The organism is Flavobacterium sp. ZB4P23, from assembly GCF_003970375.1.
Taxonomy (GTDB): domain Bacteria; phylum Bacteroidota; class Bacteroidia; order Flavobacteriales; family Flavobacteriaceae; genus Flavobacterium.
In genome coordinates this window covers 186658-208372 of the sequence record NZ_RYDK01000007.1, presented here as the reverse complement: position 1 = coordinate 208372, position 21715 = coordinate 186658, and the positions used below count along the sequence as shown (strand labels likewise).

Genomic DNA, 21715 nt, shown 5'->3' with positions numbered 1-21715 from the left:
TGGATTATTTAATGAGGCGCATTTCCAAATATTTATTGGTAAAACCTAAGCTTTCATATAGTTTTTTGGCAGGATTATCCGGTTCTACATGCAGGGCAATATTTCCTTCGGCAATTGATATTGCTTTTTGCATCAATTGTTTTCCAAACCCTTTTCCCCGTTGGCTGTTGTCCACGGCAATGTATACCAAAATATTTTCAGGAATAAAATCTTTCATTCCCGTGTTGTTCAAGATGACAACTCCTACGATTTTTTGATCTTCGATTCCCACTACAATGTTGCCTCCTTTTGTAGGATTCATAACGTAATCAATACATTTTCGAATGTCTTCAATCGTATCTCCATATTGTTCTAAATGGGTATAAAGGAATAATGCTATAATTTGATTGGTATAAATTGTATCTTCTCCGGTTGTGTCATTAATTTGTTTGAATTCCATTTTGTCTTTCTTTTTTGTTATGGTGATAAAGTGATATTGTAACGAATAAAATAAGAGAAATACTTATTCCATAAAGGTTTGCATCTAAATGTTCCGGTAATTTTAAATCTAAAGGTAGTTTATTCTCTGTAACAATTAGCAGGATTGTGGTGGCACCCCCAAATAACATGCTCCAAAAAGCAGCTGTTGGATGGCTTTTCTTCCAAAATAAAGCGCCTATTACCGGAACGAAAAGGCCCGACACCATAAAAGCATAAGAGTAGAGCATCAGTTCCAGTACATTTTGCATTTGGGAAGCAATTAAAATAGCAAGAAGACCTACAATTAAGGTGACCAATTGTGAGAGCCGAAGCTCTTTTTTATGACTCAATTCTTTTTTTGAAAATTTAGCAATAATATCAGTGACAATATTTCCGGAAGCTGCCATTAAGCAGCTGTCCGCGGTAGAAAGTATGGCCGAAAAATAGGAAGAAAGCATCAGCCCCATTAATCCAACGGGGAGTATGGTGGCCAGTAAAATAGGCAATCCCATTTCGCTATCCATATTGGCTGCATCTGTAATACCGTCAAACATTCCTTTGTTTGCAGCCACTTTAGCCAGCATTCCCAGAATCACTCCCATAAATGCCATTATAGGCCATTCAAAAACACCCGCAATCAACCATGCTTTTTTAGCTTCTTTCTCTCCTTTGCTAGCATAAATCCGCTGGTATAAAGTCATTCCTACAAACCAAATGGGTATAATGGTTATGGACCAGTTTAAAATCTGATACCATTTTACATTGGTCAGTGATAAATATTCAGGTGCCAGGGTAGTCTTGATCGCCTCATACCCTCCCACGGCATTGTAGGCAACTGGAATTCCTATAAAAACCAATCCGCCAATAAGGACTAACCACTGGATTGTATCGGTATAAATAACGGCTTTTAATCCTCCAATAGCCGTATAAATTACCGCGATAAGTCCCATTACAATTAGCGCTGTTTGTAAATTAAGTCCTTCTATGGTTGCCGAAGCTAATTTGGCTCCAGCCAAAACCTGAGAACTTGTAAATCCAAGATATCCAATAGCCGAAATAATTCCGGCCAGTAGCGCTACTTTAGCATTATAAAAATGATCAAATATTTGGGGAAAAGTGAAAAACTTATATTTATGTCCTAATGCACTTACTTTTGGAATTAGAAAAACAGCACTCAGCCAAGCGCCCAGCAGTCCGGTGAACAGCATCCAAGAACCGGATATTCCCATCGTAAAACCCAGACCGCCCAATCCTATTGAGAATCCACCACCTACATCTGTGGCTACAACGGATAAACCAATGTGCCAGCTATTCATATTTCTTCCGCTAACGTAAAAATCTTCCGCGGTTTTATTCTTATTGAAAAAATAAACGCCAACGCCTAGCATAACCAGCATGTAAACAACAAAGATTGCATAATCTATTAGGTGCATATTATTAATTTTCGATTATTTAATAGCCTGTACATGGAATTTTTCCAAAAGGCAAAAGGTGCAGTAAACTGCAAAAAAAAGATGATTTTTTTTAGAATATTTTCTAAAATAAGGGATCTTAGCTTTGGGTTAAAAGTGCAAAAAAAAGACTTTATTAACCACAAAAAATAATTTGGTATTTTACAAATGTAAGGCAAATTATCTAAAAAATCCTTTTAAAATGCAGATATTGTCTTTTTTGCAACAAATAACGGCCACTTTTTGCATTAATAGTATTGGTTTTATAGAAGTAAAATCGAATGAAATTTTTGATGAAAAATGCCAATCTGACCGTGCAGTTTTCTTTAAAAAGATCCTAAAAACGATTATTTTTTTTAACATATTTGGTGTTTTTTTGATAAACTAAAATTCATAAATTTCAAAAAAGAAGGAATATGGATGCAATATTCGAAGAGATTTTTTATCTTTAAAAATTATTTTAACTCAAAAAAATTCATGAAAAAACTATTAGGTATTTCGCTTTTTTTTATTGGTGCAGTTCTGTTTGCCCAAGACAATAAAGCCAATTATGTGTCTGAAAATTATACTAAAAAGGAAGTGCATATTAAAATGCGTGATGGAGTAGAGTTGTTTACTGCCATTTATACTCCCAAAGATGTTTCTACAAAATATCCAATTATAATGCAAAGAACACCATATAACTCGGGGCCTTATGGAGAAAATCAGTTCAAGAAAAGCATTTCTCCCAGTGAAACGATGATGAAAGAAGGATATATTGTAGTCTATCAAGATGTTCGAGGACGATTCATGAGTGATGGTTTGTATGACAACATGCGTGGTTTTATTCCAAATAAAAAAGGCAAGAAAGATACGGATGAAGCTTCGGATACTTATGATACGATAGAGTGGCTGGTGAAAAATGTGGCTAACAATAATGGAAATGTTGGAACTTGGGGAATCTCATATCCAGGTTTTTACGCTACATATTCTTTATTGAGTAATCATCCAGCTTTGAAAGCCGTTTCGCCTCAGGCATGTATCGCTGATTTCTTTTTTGATGATTTTCATCACAATGGAGCGTATTTGTTGAGTTATTGGAAAGTCACTCCGTTATTTGGCCCTCAAAAAACAAAACGTACTACGGAACCTTGGTACAAATTTACGAATGCGGGTACAAACGATGATTATCAGTTTTTCCTGGATGCAGGACCACTCTCTAATTTAGACAAATATTATGGAAAAGAGAATGAGTTTTGGCAACAGCTGAAAGACCATTCCAGTTACGATGATTTTTGGCAAAAGCGTGGAATTTTACAGCATTTGAATAATATTAAACCAGCGGTAATGACAGTAGGAGGTTGGTTTGATGCCGAAGATTTATACGGTCCTTTGAATACCTACAGTACGATAGAAAAGAGCAGTAAAAACTACAACACAATTGTTATGGGACCCTGGAGTCATGGTGATTGGGCTAGGAATTCAGCAAAGCAAGTGATTGGTAATATTAATTTTGGAGATAGTATTTCTGGTTTTTATCAAAAAAATATTGAATCTAATTTCTTCCGACATTTTTTGAAAAATAATGGAAAAGGAGCTAATAAATTGCCTGAAGCTTATGTTTTTGACACCGGAAGAAAAGAGTGGAAAACCTATGATGCCTGGCCTCCCGTAAATACTGAAAAACAAGATTTCTTTTTGCAAGGGAGTAAATTGACAAAATTGGCTAAGCAAAATATTTCTTTTGAAGAATTTATTAGTGATCCTAAGAAACCGGTACCCTATTCGGAGGATATTAAACAAAACGGACTTACGCCAAGGAAATACATGACCGATGACCAGCGTTTTGCTGCACGACGTCCGGATGTGATTGTTTTTGAAACAGAAGTATTGAATGATGATACCACATTAGCTGGAGCAATCTTGGCTAAATTACAAGTTTCTACTACAGGAACTGATGCGGATTGGATTGTAAAAGTGATTGATGTTTTCCCAAATAACGAACCGGAGACAAAAGAGGTAGCTCCTTATTTAAAGATGAGTAATTACCACATGATGGTACGAAGTGAAGTTATGCGAGGCCGTTTTAGGAATAGTTTTTTAAAACCAGAACCTTTTGTAGCCAATGAGAAAACAGCAGTTAATATTAAGTTACAAGATGTATTTCATACGTTCAAAAAAGGACACAAAATCCAGATTCAGGTTCAAAGTACGTGGTTTCCATTTATAGATTTGAATCCACAGACATTTGTTGACAATATCTTTTATGCAAAACCTGAAGATTTTAAGAAACAAACGCACAAGATTTATAACGACTCTAAAATTGAATGTACTGTTTTAAAATAAAACGGCAATCGGGTTGTGCGCCATAAAAGCATTCGACTATATTTAAAACTAAAATCCCAATCTTTTTTTTAAAGATTGGGATTTTAGTTTTAAAGTATGCAGGCTAAAATTAATATGTACTACGCTATTTTTAAAGTTTTTAGTTTATTGTTTAAAGAATAAGAATTGCTTTGTATATTATAGGTATTTAGAACGGATAAGAGCAAAAAAACGCTCTGAAATTTCAGAGCGTCTCTAACTTTATACCGAAGATTTATAGAAATTCACCGTGTTGCGAAATATCTAAGCCTAATTCTTCTTTTTCTTCACTTACTCTTAGAGGAGTTATTTTGTTTACAATATAGAAAAGGAAATAAGACATTGAGAATGCAAATATGGAAACGACAACCATAGCAAATAATTGATTTAAGAATAATGTTGTTTCTCCAAAAATAAGTCCTTGGTTATCACCAACGGCCGCGTTTATTGATTTTGAAGCAAATACACCTGTCAAAAGCATCCCAATGATGCCACCTACACCGTGACAGGCAAATACATCTAAAGCATCATCAATTTTACATTTGTGGAAACTTCTAACCACCAGATTACTCACAATACTTGCAAAAATTCCTATGAACAAAGCATGAGGAATGCTAACAAAACCAGCTGCAGGAGTAATGGCAACTAATCCGACCACTACACCAATACAAGCTCCCATTGCCGACAATTTATGACCAAGAATTTTATCAAGAAATACCCAAGCCATTCCAGCAGCAGCAGCAGCAATAGTAGTTGTCCCCAGTGCTTGTACGGCAAGCCCATTAGCTCCTAAAGCGGAACCTGCGTTGAACCCGAACCATCCAAACCACAACAATCCGGTACCTAACATTACGTATGTTATACGTGCGGGATTTCCTTTTTCTGCTTTTCTTTTGCCTAAGAAAATGGCACCAGCCAGAGCAGCCCAACCAGCACTCATATGAACTACAGTTCCACCAGCAAAATCCAATACGCCCATTTTAAAGAGAATACCATCTGGATGCCATGTCATGTGAGCCAGCGGGGTATAAACGAGCAGTATGAATAAAACCATAAATAGTAAGTACGCCCAAAAACGAATTCGTTCTGCAAAAGCGCCGGTGATTAAAGCGGGTGTAATGATGGCGAATTTTGCTTGAAATAAGGCAAAGAGCATAAATGGAATTGTTGGAGCTAGACCCCAAGATGTATTTGTATTTACGCCTTGAAAAAATAAATTTGGAATTGGATTCCCTATTATTCCTCCAATAGTTGGACCAAAAGATAATCCGAAAGCGATGACAACCCACAACACGGTAACGATTATCATTGCCATAAAGCTTTGAAGCATGGTACTAATGACATTTTTTTTACCTACCATTCCACCGTAAAAGAAACCTAAACCGGGTGTCATGATTAATACAAGTGCAGTTGCAACGATCATCCAAGCGGTATCGCCGGTATCAAATTTTACTGCTTCTGTAGGAGCTGGACTTTCGGCTAAGAAATAATTTGAACAAAGGGTTAATACCAAAATCGTGATCAATATCACACTTAGAATAATTTTTCGCATCGTTTTTCAGTTTTAAATTTTTATAAAAATATAAAATTGTTCAACATGCCCCTATAGTAAAGTATATTAATGTTTTATTTTTATTATTTTTACAATCTAACCCCTATTTTTTTATGGGTATTTTATATTTTAAAGATAAAATTTGTTTTTTATTAAAATCTAGTTAAATAAAATTACCAATTTAGTGAATACTTGGGGTCTTGTGGTGAAAAATTAGACTTCCAATCTGGGAATTTTAATGCACTTAGCATTAAGACAAAATTTGATATATAAAAAATGCACCAATTGTATAGCTACAAGTGATGCATTTTTCAAAAACTAAAGGATCTCCTTATTTTAAAAGATGTTTGCTTAAAAGTTTGTAAACTTCATTAATGTTATTACCACCTTTACCAAATTGTTTTACAATTGGGGTTGCGTCATTGTTTAACCAAATTTTCAACTCGGCATCCATATCTAATATTCCAGCACTTTCTTTAGAGAATTTTTTGATACTCAAATACGGAATTGACATATAATCAACCTTGGTTCCAACCAATTGTTTTTCGACCAGAATCAATCTTTTATTGGTGAAAACAAACATATCCCGAATTAATTTATATGCTTTTTCGATTGTTTCTCCATCAATTAGGATTGGCTCAAATTCAGTAGCAACATCTTTAATGTTTACTTCAGAGGCATTGCCCAGGATGGCGTTAAATAGTCCCATTGTATTTGTTATTTTTGATTGTATTTTGTTTTATAAATATCGTTCATTTTTGTTTGGTGTGTTTCAAGACTGATCATTCTGCCTTGAATAAAAGCATTAGTTAGTTTGTTCGTTCTCATGTCTAAAGCATCACCCTCAGAAATAAATAAGGTAGCATCCTTTCCTTGTTCTAAAGTACCACATTGTTTATCGATCCCTAATAATTTGGCGGTATTGAAGGTTATTAGTTGTAGCGCTTTTTCTTTGTCAAGTCCATAAGCAGCACATGTTCCGGCCAGGAAAGGTAAGTTTCTGGTATTCATACGCTCCATGGATCCACTGTTTTCCAAGCCTACAACAACGCCTTTATCTGTCAATAATTTAGCGTTTTTGTACGGTAAATCAATGTCATGATCTTCATTTTCAGGCATATCATGCACTCTTTTTAATAATACTCCAATGTTATTTTTTTGAAGTAAGTCAGCCGTTTTATACGCTTCATAACCACCAACAATTACTATTTTTTTAACTCCATTTTCTTTTGCCATTTGTATAGCATCAATAATTTGTTTTTCTTCATTTGCGTGTATGAATAAGGTTTGATTTCCGTCAAACAATCCTTTTGTAGCCTCAAAAATCAAATTTCTTTCTTTGGGGCTATCTGCTAAGTATGCTTTTGCGCTAGTCAAAAAAGTAGTTATCTCTGAGTGTTGTTTGCTATAGTCTTTATTTGCTTCAATTGTTCCGGGTTCAAACCAGGAACCACTTCTTTTAAAACTAGAAGGGAAATTAAGATGAATCCCATCATTTTCTTTTATCAGTGCATCCTTCCAGTTCCAGGCATCAAGCTGAACGATGGATGAAGTGCCTGAAATTCTTCCGCCACGTGGGGTAATTTGCGCCATCAAAATTCCGTTTGGTTTAATGGTTTCAATTACTTTTGAATCAGCATTATAGGCAATAATACTTCTTACGTGAGGATTCATATTTCCTATTTCGCTTTCATCATCAGAAGATTTTATGGCATCTATTTCGACTAAGCCCAAGGTAGAATTGGGCGCTATAAATCCTGGATATACGTGTTTTCCGCTGGCGTCAATGGTAATATCATACGCTCCTTGAGCTAGTTTTATTAATCGGGCATCTGCCACTAATGTAATTTTGCCTTCTACAAATCCTATAGCACTGTTTTCGATTATTTCGCCATTTCCTAAATGTGCTGTTGCATTTAGAATTAAAATAGATTTTGATTGTTTTGAAGCAGGAGCTTGCTGTGCCTTTGTAAGTATTGATATGCTAAATACCAATAGTAAAATATATATATTTTTATTCATCCTATTTTGTTGTTTTAGATTTAAGAAACGTAGATTTCTTGAGCTTAATGTTCCAAAGAATCACAATGATATTCTATTTTTTCCTTCTTTTTAGGCTCTTGAGTGATCATTCCTTTGTTTTTTTCTTGCAATAGTTGGCCTATTAACTCATTTCTTTCTTTGGCAACTGCTACTCTTTGTGCTTCATCTTTTTGCACATCATAATAAACGACACCTTCAATTATTGTTTTTTCAGCTTTAGCATAAATAGATAAAGGATTGTTGTTCCAAAGTACTACATCAGCATCTTTTCCTATTTTTATACTTCCCACTTTATCATCAATGTGCAATAATTTTGCAGGATTCAAAGTCACGAATTTCCATGCTTCTTCTTCTGAAATGTTTCCATATTTCACTGCTTTTGCAGCTTCTTGATTTAATCTTCTGGACATTTCAGCGTCATCAGAGTTATAGGCTACTACAAGTCCCGCATTGTGCATGATTGGACCGTTGAAGGGAATGGCATCATTCACTTCAAATTTATACGCCCACCAATCCGAGAACGTCGAGGCTCCTACTCCGTGTTTTTTCATTTCATCGGCTACTTTGTATCCTTCAAGGATATGTGTAAAGGTATTTACTCTAAAGTTAAATTTTTCGGCAACATTCATCAACATCAAAATTTCAGATTGCACATAAGAGTGGCAGGAAATGAAACGTTCCTTATTAAGGATTTCAGCTAGAGTCTGTAGTTCTAAGTCTACCCTTGGCGCTTTCCCTTTTCCTTTTTTACCACTTGAATTATAAGTTTTCCAAGCCAAGTCATATTCTTTTGCACGTTGAAAATAATCTGTAAAAACCTGTTCCACACCCATTCTTGTTTGAGGAAAACGAGTAGGGTTGGTAATTCCCCAGTTGGCTTGTTTCACATTTTCACCTAAAGCAAATTTAATAAATTTTGGTTGGTCTTTGTAAAGCATTTCTTCTGCAGAAGCTCCCCATTTCCATTTTACAATGGCAGAGCGTCCTCCGATAGGATTAGCAGAACCATGCAATAATTGCGAAGTTGTTACACCACCAGCTAAATCTCTATAGATATTAACGTCTTCGGAATTGACTACATCCTCAATTGTTACTTCAGCACTGGAGTTGTGTCCCCCTTCATTGACACCTCTTGAAATGGCTATGTGGGAATGTTCATCGATTATTCCGCTGGTCAAATGTTTGCCTTTTGCATCTAAAACTGTGGCGGAAGCATCAGAAAGGTTTTTGCCGATAGCAGCAATTTTTCCATTTTTGATTAAAACATCTGTTTCTTCTAATACACCTTCTTTTTCATTGGTCCAAACCGTGGCATTTTTGAATAAAAGTGTCTGTTGTGTTGCTTTTTTTACCGTCCCGAAGGCAACATTTGGAAATGTTGTAGGGAGGATCATTTTGTTTTTTTCAATTTTTGAAGAATCAACCGCTTTTGCAAAAGGAGCCGTTTTTACAGCGCTCCATTTCACTTCATTTCCATTGAATAAAATTGCTTTTCCAGAAATTTTCTCAATATCGTCTATGTATCCTGTTGCTCTTGTAAAGCTGGTTTTTGTAGAATCATTGGGTTTGATTATTATTGAAATCCAGTTATTAGCAATAGTAAGTTTAGACTTTATTTTTTTAGCATCAACACTTGTGATTTCTGATTTTGGTGCAGCTATGTCGCCGTCAAGAGTCCATTTGTATTTGGTGTTATTGACCGTTAAGTCATACTTGCCACGAATGTCTTTAACCATAATATCATTGATGACATACTTACTTCCTTGAACCCAGTTTTCGTAAACGATGGTTTTTTCTTCGAATATTTCTCCGGAGGTGATCACAAAATTAGCTAGACTTCCGGTTTTTAAACTTCCAATTTCGTTGCTTTTTCCTAAAATTGATGCTGGAATTGTTGTCAGTGCTTCTAATGCTTTGGTTGTATCAAAACCATATTTAATGGCTCTTAGAAGGTTAGTTCTGAAATCTCCCACCTTCTTTAATTTGTCTGTAGTCAAGGCGAAAACAATACCGTTATCAGACAAAACCTTCAGATTAGTAGGGGCTTGATTCCAGAAACGCAAATCTTTCAATTCCATTTGATTGGCTTGGTACGGATCAGACACATCATAAGCTTCGGGGAAATTGATTGGAATAATAAATTTAGAATTTGTTTTTTTTATTTCTTCAATTCTTTCAAATTCATTTCCTATGCCTTTCAATACATAGTTCAATCCAAATTCTTTTGCTATTTTAGAAGCTCTAACACTATTTAATTTATCCTCCGAAGCAAAAATTTGAACTAATTTTTCATTATTTGATAAGGCTTCTAATGATAAATCTTTGGTTGCAGCATTCCCTTTTTTGTACCAATCTAAATCAAAGTACATTTGGCGTAATAAGGCCATCATTCCCATTAATGAGCTAGGATAGGATTGATTTGTAGTGGCACTTTTTGTAAATGCAAAGTGATTAGTGATTTTGTCAGATAATAATTGTGTGCTTTTATCAGCGTTGTTCAAAGCGATTAACATTCCGGATCCTTGGGCAATTCCATCCGGAACGTGAGTACCTACAACACCAAATCCTGCTTTTAACAACTCCTCTGCTTTAGTTGGGTCGTATTTAAAACTTTCATATCCATTTACTTCTGAGCGAATATTTTCATTCCAATAATATCCCACTCTTTTAGTATCGTACAAAGGATTTCTTTCCGTACTTGTTATTTCTTTTGGTTTTTCAATTCCAAAACTGGTATAAATGTCAATAAAAGAAGGATATATTGATTTTCCTTCCAGATTAATAGTAACGCAATTTTTAGGAATAGTAATGGTAGCACCGGCACCAATTACTTTTCCGTTTTGAATTAATAAAGTGCCTTTTTCAATAATTTGTGTTGGGGTAACATAAATTTTGGCATTGGTAAAAGCAGTGAAATTGGTGTTTTTGTTTTGAACACTTTCGTTATTAGGAAAGTATTCCTGAGCATAGGTTTTTGGTACCAAAAAACTCAAACAGAGTAGGAGTAGGATTTTTTTCATAGTGTGGTTTCTAATTATTTTCTAAAAGTAGAAAAATGTTAATATTATACCTTCACTTTTTTTAATTTTAACATTTTGTTTTCGCGAAAAATGTATCGTATAGAGCTGTATACCAAAGTATTTTGAGTGTCTTTTGATGAAATCTTTGCTGTTCATTATTTTATTGGAATTTATGTAAGATTTATAATAATAATAAGAAAAGTTTCATTAATTTTAAAATCAAATAAAAACAGATGCTAGTTAAAGTTTTTGGAAGTGCAGTTTTTGGAGTTGAAGCCACAACAATTACCGTTGAGGTAAATATTGATAAAGGGATTGGATACCATTTAGTTGGATTACCAGATAATGCTATTAAAGAAAGCAGTTACCGCATTGCGGCTGCGCTTAAAAACAATGGCTATGCGATGCCCGGCAAAAAAATCACCATCAATATGGCTCCTGCGGATTTACGTAAAGAAGGCTCTGCGTATGATCTGACTTTGACAATTGGTATTCTGGTAGCCTCTGGGCAGATTAAAGCCGATGAAATTGACCAGTATGTAATCATGGGAGAGCTTTCGCTTGACGGAGGTTTGCAACCCATTCGTGGCGCTTTGCCGATTGCTATCAAAGCAAAAGAAGAGGGTTTTAAAGGTTTTTTTCTTCCAAAGCAAAATGTGAAAGAAGCAGCAATTGTTGCAGGATTAAATGTGTATGGAATAGAAAACATACAGGAAGTAATTGACTTTCTAGAAGGAAAAGGGACTTTGGAACCAACAACAATCGATACTAGAGCCGAATTTTATAAAACATTAGACTTTCCTGAATTTGATTTTAGTGATGTCAAGGGGCAGGAGTCTATAAAAAGATGTATGGAAATTGCGGCTGCCGGCGGGCATAATATTATCTTGATTGGTCCACCGGGTGCCGGAAAAACCATGTTAGCTAAGCGACTGCCCAGTATTTTGCCTCCCATGACGTTGCGTGAAGCATTAGAAACCACAAAAATTCACAGTGTTGCCGGAAAATTGAAGGAAGTAGGTTTGATGAATCAGCGTCCGTTTCGTAGCCCGCACCATACTATTTCGAATGTGGCGCTTGTTGGCGGCGGCAGTTATCCGCAACCCGGCGAAATTTCAATGGCGCACAATGGCGTTTTGTTTCTGGATGAATTGCCGGAATTTAAACGCGATGTTCTGGAAGTGATGCGCCAACCACTGGAAGATCGAGAAGTGACTATTTCCAGAGCTAAATTTACAGTTACTTATCCATCCTCGTTTATGCTGGTGGCAAGTATGAATCCGAGTCCAAGTGGTTTTTTCAACGATCCGGATTCGCCACAAACTTCTTCACCACATGAAATGCAACGGTATTTGAGTAAAATCTCAGGACCTTTATTAGATAGAATTGATATTCATATCGAAGTGACACCAGTCCCTTTCGAAAAATTATCGGATGATCAAAAAGCAGAAAGTAGTGTAGACATTCGCAAAAGAGTGACAGCGGCTCGAGAAATTCAAACCGAACGCTTTGAGCAAATGGAAAATATCCATTACAATGCCCAAATGAATACCAAACACATTCGGGAATATTGTGCCTTGGACGATGTTTCAAAACAATTATTGAAAACAGCGATGGAACGATTAAATTTATCGGCTCGAGCCTATGATCGTATTTTGAAGGTTGCACGCACGATCGCTGATCTTGATGCGGCTCCAATAGTGGTTTCCAGCCACATTGCTGAAGCAATTCAGTATAGAAGTTTGGATCGTGATGGGTGGTTGGGCTAAAATAGATTTCAGATGTTTCACGGCTGCAAAAATGAGAATACCTTCGCGCTAGCGGGGGAAAAAGAAAAGAATAGAAATAAATAAGTTAAAAAAGAGATTTCGATAGAAATCTCTTTTATTTTTGCCAAATGTTAGAAATTCTTTACCAAGACGAATATATTATAGCAATTAATAAACCAAGTGGCTTGTTGGTTCACAAATCATTCTATGCGCGTGATGCAAAAGTTTTTGCTATTCAAGAATTGAGAAATCAAATAGGAGGGCGACACGTTTATCCTATTCATCGGTTAGATCGCAAAACATCTGGTGTCTTGTTATTTGCGTTGGATAAAAAGGTTTTAAAAATTATGAATGATCGTTTTGCCACACGCGAAGTCGAAAAAAAGTATTTAGCAATTTTACGTGGTTGGTCACCCGAAGAACTAACGATTGATTATGATTTAACCAATAATGATGGTGTTATACAAAATGCAATAACCTACTTTCATCGATTGCAAACTACCGAAATTGAGTTAGAATTTAACAATCAACCAACGTCACGATATTGTTTGGTAGAAGCGATTCCTGAAACTGGACGTATGCATCAATTACGAAAACATTTCAAACATATTTTTCATCCCATTTTAGGAAGTCGGCCACATGGTTGTAACAAGCAAAATAAATTATGGTTGGAGAATTTTGAACTGAAAGGAATGATGCTTCATGCACATCAGTTAATTTTTAATCATCCAATAACAAATGAACAACTAATCTTGAATGCAAAGATTAATGAAGAGTTTAGCAGAGTAGGTACTATTCTTAAGCTAGATTTGAATACGTATGAAATCGCCATGACAGAAGCTGTCGCAAACACCAATGAAGATCTGGCGATACCATATTCCTATAAAAAACAAATATTATCTACATATGAATAGAATACTTATTTGTAAAATAAAGCTTTAAATTATTGTTGTATTTGGAAACAACAGTTTTCAGTGTAAAGTGGAGCAGAGTTGGGGTTTTTGATCAACAATTTTTAATTTCAGATGTTTATCACAACGTTCCACAAAATCTCGGATTTTGAGGAAGTGCCTTTCGGTTTTTAACCGATTTTGTTTTTTGAATCTTTGAATTTTAAGATCAGTCGGAGACTGAAAAACACATACTCAAAGTCGGAGACTTTGCGCAGCGCGCAGCGGGAAACGAGCTCGACTTTGTTTTTCAAAGAGTTGAATACAAAATGCTATGATAAAAATAAAAACGATCTAAATAGCCCCGATAGAAATGAAAATCCTTGTTAGGGCTGGTGTTCAGCCCTAATAAGGATTTTAATGTATAGCGGGAAATACGTTCTTAAAAAACGAACTCGTTCTGCTCCTAAAAAAAAAGTATTTTCTTAAACTATTATTTAGTTTAACGTCGATCATTATTTTGACTCGGGCGTCTTGGACCAAAACTGTTATTGCTGGTGCGGTTTGTGGTGTTGTGTTCTTAGTAGTTGGAATTCTGATAAATACCGGAGAGTTTACATAAGCGTAAGTAAGATAAATTTCAGACCGTTTTTATAATTGGATAATAATTTTATATTTTAAATTTTTGACCATTATTGTAAATACTCATTTCCAGACTTTCTATGGATATAAGATTATTTGTACCTGACTTTTGAATCCCTTTTGGATTTTTGATTACGATAACTTCGCTTTCTCCTGTAATTTCTATAGTTTTATTTTGAACAATGATAGCTGTGGCTTCATCAATTCCTATTCCGACGTGAGAAGGGAATTCTACCATAGCAGATAATAAACGGTTGTATCGACTTCTTTTTAGAAAATGCTGATCAATAATCACGTTTTTCATTAAGCCTAAACCCTCTGTTGTTTCGAGATTATTGTGGCGTATGTTGTCAAAAGTTCCAGTATATACCGGATTTAATTTTTGATTTCCGGTGATCATGTGTTCGCACATTACCGCTGCTCCAGCACTTGTTCCGGCAACGGTACTTCCGTTTTTGTAGGCTTGATGAATGGCTGTTTTAATGGGAGTGTTTTTGACGATATCCATGAATCGGGTTTGGTCGCCTCCACTTATAAAAATGAGTTTTGCCTTTTGAAGAGAGTCAATCCATTTTGGATTAGTTGCGGTTTTTTTATCAAAATTGAGCATCACTATGGGATTTGACGTTAGCCTTTTTAGCTGATCATTGAAGTAAATGTAGGCACTGTCTGGCTCTTCGCTGGACATGGGTAATACGACGATATAATCTTTTGCTTCTAATTTAGAAAGGGACAATAAACAGGTCATCAGTTTATCTGATCTGTTTCCACCGCCAATGATAAATAAGGTTCCTTTTGGAGTTTGAGCTTGAATGGAACAAAAGGCCAATAATAGAAAAATTATAAAATGAAATTTAGAAATTGAAATAGATTTGTTCATGGTTTTAGGTGTTTTATAATTATTTTGATTGCTTTTTTGTATTTAATTTTTTTCCATTTTAATAAACTTACCCGTAAAATTCGGAACTGATTTTTGCTCGTTATAAACTAGTTTTCCATTTACCCATACGCTCTGTATTCCTGTGGAAAGAGCCGTAGGATTGCTTACTGTGGCATTATCCATTATAGTATTAGGATCAAACAAGACTAAGTCGGCAAAGTAACCTGGGGCAATGAGTCCGCGATTTTTTATGCCTACGTTTTCTGCAGATAAGCTAGTCATCTTTTGTATGGCCGTTTCTAGTGGTATCAGTTTTTGCTCACGGACATAGCGACCCAGCACTCGGGAGAAAGAACCATGTCCACGAGGATGTCCACCCATCGACCCATCAGAACAGACGTTGCTAAAAGGCCACTTGAGGAAATTGCTGATGTCAGTTTCACTCATTGATTTTGCCACAATAGTTCCATCCTGACCGATTGCTGATGTCTCGCGAATGATGCGCAAGAGCGCCTGCGCAGCAGTTTCATTATTTATTGCAGCAATTTCGGTCACCGTTTTTCCTTGCCAAGTAGGACTTGGTGCGTAACGGACCATTACTGAATTAGCAGGATCAAACAATTCTTGTGTTGCAAATTCAGCACTGGCGAGATTGTCAAAATCTTTCTCTGGAAATAAAACCCTCGGCGTAGAATTCCACATGGTATAAGGATATACATCGGCTGTGATATTGATACCTTCGAGTCGTGCCTGTTGTAATTTTTTAAGAATAAGACCAGAATTGCCCCATCTACTACGCATGGCAATTTTTAAATGAGAGATTTGAACAGGAATTTTTGCCTCTCTTCCAATATCAATAATTTCATCAATAGCTTCATCGAGATGCATATCTTCGCTGCGAATGTGGCTAATGTAACGCCCGCCTTTGGAGGCAGCTACTTTGGCAAGTTCAACTACTTCATCGCGACTACTGTAATAAGCTGCCTCGTATTCAAGTCCAGTGCTAAGTCCAAGCGAACCTTTATCCATCTCAGATGCTAGCAAAATTTTCATAGCATCAATTTCAAGAGTAGTAGCTTTTCTACCTACATCATCCTTCATTATTTTTTCGCGTAACCAAGCCTGTCCGGTGTATGTAGCGATATTTATACTTACGGGGATTTTTTTTATCGATGAAAGTATTGTGTCGATGGGTACTGATTCTCCATCTTGCCCTATTACAATAGTTGTAATACCTTGGTTTGTTGCTGCGATTCCTTCAGGTTTTTCATCAAGTCCTGAGGCATGATGACTATGGCTGTCAATAAAACCAGGAGCCAGTACTTTTCCTTTTCCGTCGGTAGTACTTTCATTCTTGAAAACCTTTAGTGATCCGATGTCTTGTATGCGATCATCCACAAGGCGAACATTAGCGGCATAAGCCGGAAGGCCCGTTCCATCAATTACTTTTATATTGGTAATAAGCTGGGTTTGTGGAAGTGCAATGGGTTTTTCTTCCCAAATATTCGGGATCAACTTGTTTGCATAAGAATTAGAAGAATTGTCAAGTATAATTAGTGTTTGATTTTTATCGATGTATCGAATGATGGCGGCATTGAAACCAACCCAATTGCCAGTATGTGCCACCGTTTTTCCAGGCTCTATTATGTCCCAGCCAAAACCATATTTAGTTTCGGCACCATTATTTAGTTTCCCGGATGTGATCGCTTCTGTGAAGCTTGATTTGTTTAAAATTTTTCCGGTGTAGAGTGCCTGATCCCATTTATATAGATCTTCTGCCGAAGCATATACATTGCCATCGCCAACTACGCCATCAAAACGAATCAGGTCATTAGACAATGATTTTCCTCCTTTATATCGCATACCAAAAACGCGTGATGGCGGATAGGATTTCATCTTCAAATGATAGACATAACTGTTGTTCATTTTAAGTGGAGCAGCTATATATTGCTGAAAAAATTTGTCGGACGTGCTACCAGAAACCATTTCCAGGACGGAGGCAAGTATGGCATAATTAGTATCGCAGTACTGCCATTTTTCTCCTGACTGAAAAACAAGATTTGGTTTTTTGAGGGCTAGTAATTCCAACAGCGATTTATTGCTGAGTGTATCGAGCAATGTCATGTCGCCTTTCGCTATTTCGAAATAATCGGGAAGTCCCGAAGTATGATTCATCAGTTGACGAATGCTGATGTTGTTGTATGGAAAGTTTGGTAAATATTTTTGTACAGATTCGTCATAATTCAATTTACCTTGTTCTTTTAATATCATAATCATCATCGAAAAGAACTGCTTGGAGACAGAAGCAAGGTTGAATGCTGAAGAATTATTTAAGGGAGTGTCATTTTTTGGGTCTGCATTGCCAAATGTTTTTTTATAAAGGATTTTTCCTTCTTTTCCAATCAATAGGCTGCCGTTAAAAAGTTGTCGTTGATGCAAATAATTCAGTACTGAATCAATATGAGCAATTTTTTTGGATTCTTGTGAAAAAATGATAATGGGAACAAGAAACAGTAGAAGAAATAACAGTTTTTTCATAATCAGTATCGAGTTTATTACAACATTTTTCATCTTTTTAGTTAAAAAATTACAATTAATTTCTATGGGATTAACTATCGAATTGATCCAAAATACAATTTATTTTTTAATACAAGACTTTTAAATTTAATACAAGACTAGCTTTCAAGTAGAAAAACTGATATTTAAAGAAAGTGAACATTATTTTTTCTATATTTTATTTTTTTTTGTAATTATTGGATTCTATTCCTCCAAGTTTAAAAGCCTGCATTGATTCTTTTCGAATGAGAAAATGATAAAAGTAATCAAAAAAACAGGATTCGATGTGAAATTAAAATAGCGTTTTGCAGTTTGTAAAAAAGCAAAAAACACAACCATTTCAGCCTCAATTCGTGGAGATGTTATAGAATGTCCACTTTCATCGGCATAGTCATAGAAAATGTATTGGATGTAAGGCATCCGATATCTTTTGGTTTAGGCAATAAATATTTCCGTTTTAAAACAAACAACAGAGATTATTCGCTTTAAAAAACATTTAATTCTGGTTTATGTTCCAAAAGAGTATAAGAGTTATGGTTTTGTAGAGCATAAAATTAAAAATAAATTAGAGAATACAGTCAGTTTTGCAATCGATTCAAAAAGAAAGGGATTTACATTATGACTGATTATTCTCTTGTTCTGAATTCTCACGGAAAAACGGAAATTTACTATTTAATAGTACTTTGTTTTTTGTTAAAAAATGTAAACGATATTTTCTTTTTTTTGTATGAATACCAAATTTTAATTTCATATTTTATTATTTTAACACGTGCTAACCTATATTTTATTTATTTTTTAAAAAATGAGTATAATTTTTTAAGATTTTTATACCTTTTAAAAACAAATTATCACCTCCTTGTTTTGTATTCTAAAGTTATGATTTTTAATGTTTTAGGCTTTATTGCTTAAATTTTTTCATTCAAAGCGATACTCTTTAACGCTTGGTAAATGATTTCCTATTTTAAATTTAATTCCTTCTCTTTTGATTATTATCAGTTATCAATTAATATTTTCTTAACTTATTTGTGTATATTTGTTAAAATTATAACAAATAACAACAGGTATTAACTAACTTATTTATTATTTATGAAAAATAGTCTACTCAAAGGCTTGATGGTGTTTCTAACGATGTTTTGTACTACTATGACCTATTCACAAGAGGTTTCTGGTAGAGTGTCGGATTCTAATGGTCCCCTTCCAGGAGCCACTATTTTAGTTAAAGGAACAACCAATGGCGTACTTACAGATATGGATGGAAATTTTACGATTAAAAATGTTGGCTCTAATGCCGTTTTAATCTTTAGTTACATTGGATTAAAAACTCAGGAATTAAGTGTAGCAGGGATAAGTACCCTAAATTTAATTTTAAAAGAAGATTCGGCTGAGCTAAAAGAAGTTCTAGTAATTGGTTTTGGAAAACAATCCAAGCGTAAATTAACGGATAACATCGCTTCTATTTCTTCTGATCAAATTAATCAAATTCCAGTAGCAAATTTGCAAAATGCACTTGTTGGTAAAGCTGCGGGTGTCCAAATTACTCAAATAAATGGTAAAGTAGAAGGTGGTGTGAAAATGAGAATAAGAGGAATTTCTAGTATTTCTTCGTCTCAAGAGCCTTTATACGTAATCGATGGGTTGCCATTGATAAATGATAATGAAAGTACGGGAAGCGCCCCTATTAATCCTTTAATTTCATTAAATCCTAATGATATTGAATCTATTCAAATATTAAAAGATGCTTCATCTGCCGCCATTTACGGAGCTCGAGGAACGAATGGAGTTGTTTTGATTACAACTAAACAAGGGAAATCTGGGAAAACGAAAATCTCTTTGAACACCTCTGCAGGTTGGAGCGAAGCAACCAATAAAATGAGCTGGTTAAATACAGCACAATATACGGAGCTTTTTACCGAAGCTTCTGCAAATAGTTATGGAGCTGCGGATTTATGGTTAACGGAACCTGGAGGTGTTTTTGATCAACAGGGGAATGGTAAAAATTGGAGAATTAATGAAGTTGATACGGATTGGCAAGATTTAGCCTTGGTAAAAGGATCAGTTCAAGACCATACCTTTTCTATATCAGGAGGTGATGAAAAAACGGTATTCTTTATTTCAGGTGGTTATAATAACACGCAAGGAATTATTAGAGGGAACAGTATGGAGCGTTATTCTTATAGAGGGAATTTAGATCATAAAGTTTCCGATAGATTAAGAGTGGGACTTAATACGAGTTTAAGTAAAACAAATATTGCAAGAATTGGAGCAGATAATTCTTTTGCAACTCCATTGCAAGCGGTGGCACAATCCCCTTTATCTCCCGCTTATTTAGACGATGGGGTGACACCTAACAATCAATCTACCATCTATTATAATTTTTTAATGCAAGAATTCAATGGAAGTTGGGGAGTAAATATTTTTAGAACTTTAATGAATAGTTATTTGGAATATAAAATTTTGCCTGAATTGACTTTTAAAACAGAGTTAGGCTATGATAATAACAATCAAACGGAAGAATATTTTTCAGGAAGTCTGACGGAATCTGTTTCTACTAATGGTTATGCAGATGCCAATGCAGTTCAGTCAGATAAGTACAGTATTAATAATTATTTTACTTATGCTAAAACATTTAATGAGGATTATGACGTAGAGTTTGTTGGAGGAATGAGCTTTGAAGAAAGTTCTCGAAGCAGGCAATATGTTGCGGGAACAGGATTTCCGTCAGATGCGCTGCAAACTATAGAAAGTGCTTCTGAAATAATAGCTGGATCTTCAAGTAGAACAAAGTATAATTTTCTTTCCTATTTTGGTAGAGCTACTTTTTCATTTATGGATAAATACCTCTTAAAAGGAAGCATACGTTATGACGGTTCTTCGCGATTTGGAGTATCAAACCGATACGGAGTATTTCCTGCTGCTTCTGCAGGTTGGATTATTTCTGAAGAAGATTTTTTGAAAGACAGTGGTGTCATCAACTTATTAAAAGTTAGAGGAAGTTTTGGAGTAACGGGAAATGCAGGTATTGGCAACTTTGCTAGTTTAGGTCTTTTTGAAGGATCCTCCTATAATCAACGATCAGCAATTAATCCAGTTCAATTGGTAAATCAAGATTTAAAATGGGAAAAGACAAATCAATTTGATGTGGGAATTGATTTTGGAATATTGAATAGCAGAGTAAGCGGTGAAATTGATTATTACGTTAAAAAAACAAATGATCTTTTATTAAATGAACCACTTCCGGGAACTTCAGGCTGGAGTTCTTTAACTCGTAATGTAGGATCTTTGACTAATAAAGGGTTTGAATTTGTATTGAATACTACCAATATCAAAACAACTAATTTTAATTGGAAAACGTCTTTAAACCTTTCGACTTTAGATAATAAAGTGACTGCTTTGCCTGGTGGAGATATTGTAGCTGGACATAATATTGTTAGGGTAGGTGAAACCATTTCCTCTTTTTATATAGTGGAATATGCTGGGGTTGACCCCGCAAATGGAGATGCTTTATTTTATCGAAATACGGCAAATCCAGATGGTAGTTTAGATAAATCAACAACTAATAATTATAGTGAAGCACAAAGAGTAATTTCAGGAAGTCCATATCCTACGTTTATGACAGGAATGACCAATACGGTATCTTTTAGAAATTTTGATTTTTCTTTTACTTTTCAAGGCGAATGGGGATCTTCTATGTATAATGAAGGTGGGAAATTCCAATCAGGGAATGCCCGATATGAAGACAATCAAACAACGGATCAGTTAAATAGATGGCAAAATCCGGGGGATATTACTATGGTACCTCAAGCCAGAATGTATTCTACAAACGGGCAACAAGCCTCAACACGTTATTTAGAAAAAACTGATTTTGTTCGATTAAGAAATTTATCTTTAGGATATACGCTTCCTAAAACACTCATTCAAAAATTGTCTGTCGACAGGGTGCGACTTTACTTAACAGGAGTCAATCTGCTAACCTTTACTAATTATAGTGGATATGATCCAGAAGCCTCTTTTGATAATAATGGCGATTCTAATATTCAAAAAGGAATTGCATTTTATTCCGCTCCTCCTGCTAAAACAATTACTATTGGATTAAATATTGATCTATAAATA

The 21715-nt window shown here is 35.2% G+C and carries 13 protein-coding genes; 4 read left to right on the top strand and 9 right to left on the bottom strand.

Going from position 1 to position 21715, the window contains the following annotated elements; genetic code table 11:
- Positions 1–4: 4 nt before the first annotated feature.
- Both EKL99_RS12570 and EKL99_RS12565 read right to left on the bottom strand, forming a co-directional pair.
- On the bottom strand, positions 5–439 hold the full coding sequence (locus EKL99_RS12570; protein ID WP_126515464.1) for a GNAT family N-acetyltransferase: 435 nt from the start codon (positions 437–439) through the stop codon (positions 5–7).
- Positions 420–1892 carry a sodium:solute symporter gene (locus tag EKL99_RS12565; RefSeq protein ID WP_126462574.1) on the bottom strand — a complete coding sequence of 491 codons (1473 nt, stop codon included), beginning with the start codon at positions 1890–1892 and terminating at the stop codon, positions 420–422. Before EKL99_RS12565 ends, EKL99_RS12570 begins: the two co-directional genes overlap by 20 nt.
- Before the next feature lie 495 nt (positions 1893–2387).
- Between EKL99_RS12565 and EKL99_RS12560 the strand changes: the two genes are divergently transcribed.
- On the top strand, positions 2388–4235 hold the full coding sequence (locus EKL99_RS12560) for a CocE/NonD family hydrolase (RefSeq protein WP_126577061.1): 1848 nt from the start codon (positions 2388–2390) through the stop codon (positions 4233–4235).
- 253 nt (positions 4236–4488) lie between these two features.
- Here EKL99_RS12560 and EKL99_RS12555 read toward each other — a convergent pair whose 3' ends face one another.
- From EKL99_RS12555 to EKL99_RS12540, 4 genes are all read right to left on the bottom strand, one after another.
- Entirely contained in the window at positions 4489–5805 is a 1317-nt protein-coding gene (locus EKL99_RS12555) for an ammonium transporter (protein ID WP_126462568.1), read from the bottom strand.
- A 331-nt stretch (positions 5806–6136) separates the two neighbouring features.
- Positions 6137–6514: a PH domain-containing protein gene (locus EKL99_RS12550; protein WP_126462565.1), complete on the bottom strand. Its 378-nt coding sequence runs from the start codon at positions 6512–6514 to the stop codon at positions 6137–6139.
- Positions 6515–6522: 8 nt separating this feature from the next.
- Entirely contained in the window at positions 6523–7827 is a 1305-nt protein-coding gene (locus EKL99_RS12545; protein ID WP_126462562.1) for an amidohydrolase family protein, read from the bottom strand.
- A 44-nt stretch (positions 7828–7871) separates the two neighbouring features.
- Entirely contained in the window at positions 7872–10868 is a 2997-nt protein-coding gene (locus tag EKL99_RS12540) for an amidohydrolase family protein (protein ID WP_126577060.1), read from the bottom strand.
- 233 nt (positions 10869–11101) lie between these two features.
- Between EKL99_RS12540 and EKL99_RS12535 the strand changes: the two genes are divergently transcribed.
- Together EKL99_RS12535 and EKL99_RS12530 are read left to right on the top strand one after the other, a co-directional pair.
- Positions 11102–12637, top strand: a complete 1536-nt coding sequence (locus EKL99_RS12535; protein WP_126462556.1) for a YifB family Mg chelatase-like AAA ATPase — start codon at positions 11102–11104, stop codon at positions 12635–12637.
- 128 nt (positions 12638–12765) lie between these two features.
- Positions 12766–13551: a pseudouridine synthase gene (locus tag EKL99_RS12530; protein WP_126462553.1), complete on the top strand. Its 786-nt coding sequence runs from the start codon at positions 12766–12768 to the stop codon at positions 13549–13551.
- A gap of 646 nt (positions 13552–14197) precedes the next feature.
- Here the strand turns inward: EKL99_RS12530 and EKL99_RS12525 are convergent.
- The 3 genes from EKL99_RS12525 to EKL99_RS12515 all read right to left on the bottom strand — a co-directional run bounded on the left by EKL99_RS12525 (position 14198) and on the right by EKL99_RS12515 (position 18025).
- Positions 14198–15049 carry a cyanophycinase gene (locus EKL99_RS12525; RefSeq protein WP_126554146.1) on the bottom strand — a complete coding sequence of 284 codons (852 nt, stop codon included), beginning with the start codon at positions 15047–15049 and terminating at the stop codon, positions 14198–14200.
- 42 nt (positions 15050–15091) lie between these two features.
- Complete coding sequence (locus tag EKL99_RS12520) at positions 15092–17587, bottom strand: serine hydrolase (RefSeq protein WP_126577078.1); 2496 nt, start codon at positions 17585–17587, stop codon at positions 15092–15094.
- A gap of 222 nt (positions 17588–17809) precedes the next feature.
- Positions 17810–18025: a hypothetical protein gene (locus EKL99_RS12515; RefSeq protein WP_126462544.1), complete on the bottom strand. Its 216-nt coding sequence runs from the start codon at positions 18023–18025 to the stop codon at positions 17810–17812.
- A gap of 666 nt (positions 18026–18691) precedes the next feature.
- On the opposite strand from EKL99_RS12515, the gene EKL99_RS12510 reads away from it, so the two are divergent.
- Entirely contained in the window at positions 18692–21712 is a 3021-nt protein-coding gene (locus EKL99_RS12510; RefSeq protein ID WP_126554148.1) for a TonB-dependent receptor, read from the top strand.
- Positions 21713–21715: the final 3 nt, after the last annotated feature.

Excerpts from the sequence above, each read along its gene's own strand:
- EKL99_RS12515 (WP_126462544.1), bottom strand. The coding sequence starts at position 18,025 with ATGCCTTACATCCAATACATTTTCTATGACTATGCCGATGAAAGTGGA.
- EKL99_RS12530 (WP_126462553.1), top strand. The coding sequence starts at position 12,766 with ATGTTAGAAATTCTTTACCAAGACGAATATATTATAGCAATTAATAAA.
- EKL99_RS12560 (WP_126577061.1), top strand. The coding sequence starts at position 2,388 with ATGAAAAAACTATTAGGTATTTCGCTTTTTTTTATTGGTGCAGTTCTG.
- EKL99_RS12525 (WP_126554146.1), bottom strand. The coding sequence starts at position 15,049 with ATGAACAAATCTATTTCAATTTCTAAATTTCATTTTATAATTTTTCTA.
- EKL99_RS12510 (WP_126554148.1), top strand. The coding sequence starts at position 18,692 with ATGAAAAATAGTCTACTCAAAGGCTTGATGGTGTTTCTAACGATGTTT.
- EKL99_RS12550 (WP_126462565.1), bottom strand. The coding sequence starts at position 6,514 with ATGGGACTATTTAACGCCATCCTGGGCAATGCCTCTGAAGTAAACATT.
- EKL99_RS12555 (WP_126462568.1), bottom strand. The coding sequence starts at position 5,805 with ATGCGAAAAATTATTCTAAGTGTGATATTGATCACGATTTTGGTATTA.
- EKL99_RS12540 (WP_126577060.1), bottom strand. The coding sequence starts at position 10,868 with ATGAAAAAAATCCTACTCCTACTCTGTTTGAGTTTTTTGGTACCAAAA.
- EKL99_RS12570 (WP_126515464.1), bottom strand. The coding sequence starts at position 439 with ATGGAATTCAAACAAATTAATGACACAACCGGAGAAGATACAATTTAT.
- EKL99_RS12565 (WP_126462574.1), bottom strand. The coding sequence starts at position 1,892 with ATGCACCTAATAGATTATGCAATCTTTGTTGTTTACATGCTGGTTATG.
- EKL99_RS12535 (WP_126462556.1), top strand. The coding sequence starts at position 11,102 with ATGCTAGTTAAAGTTTTTGGAAGTGCAGTTTTTGGAGTTGAAGCCACA.
- EKL99_RS12520 (WP_126577078.1), bottom strand. The coding sequence starts at position 17,587 with ATGAAAAAACTGTTATTTCTTCTACTGTTTCTTGTTCCCATTATCATT.
- EKL99_RS12545 (WP_126462562.1), bottom strand. The coding sequence starts at position 7,827 with ATGAATAAAAATATATATATTTTACTATTGGTATTTAGCATATCAATA.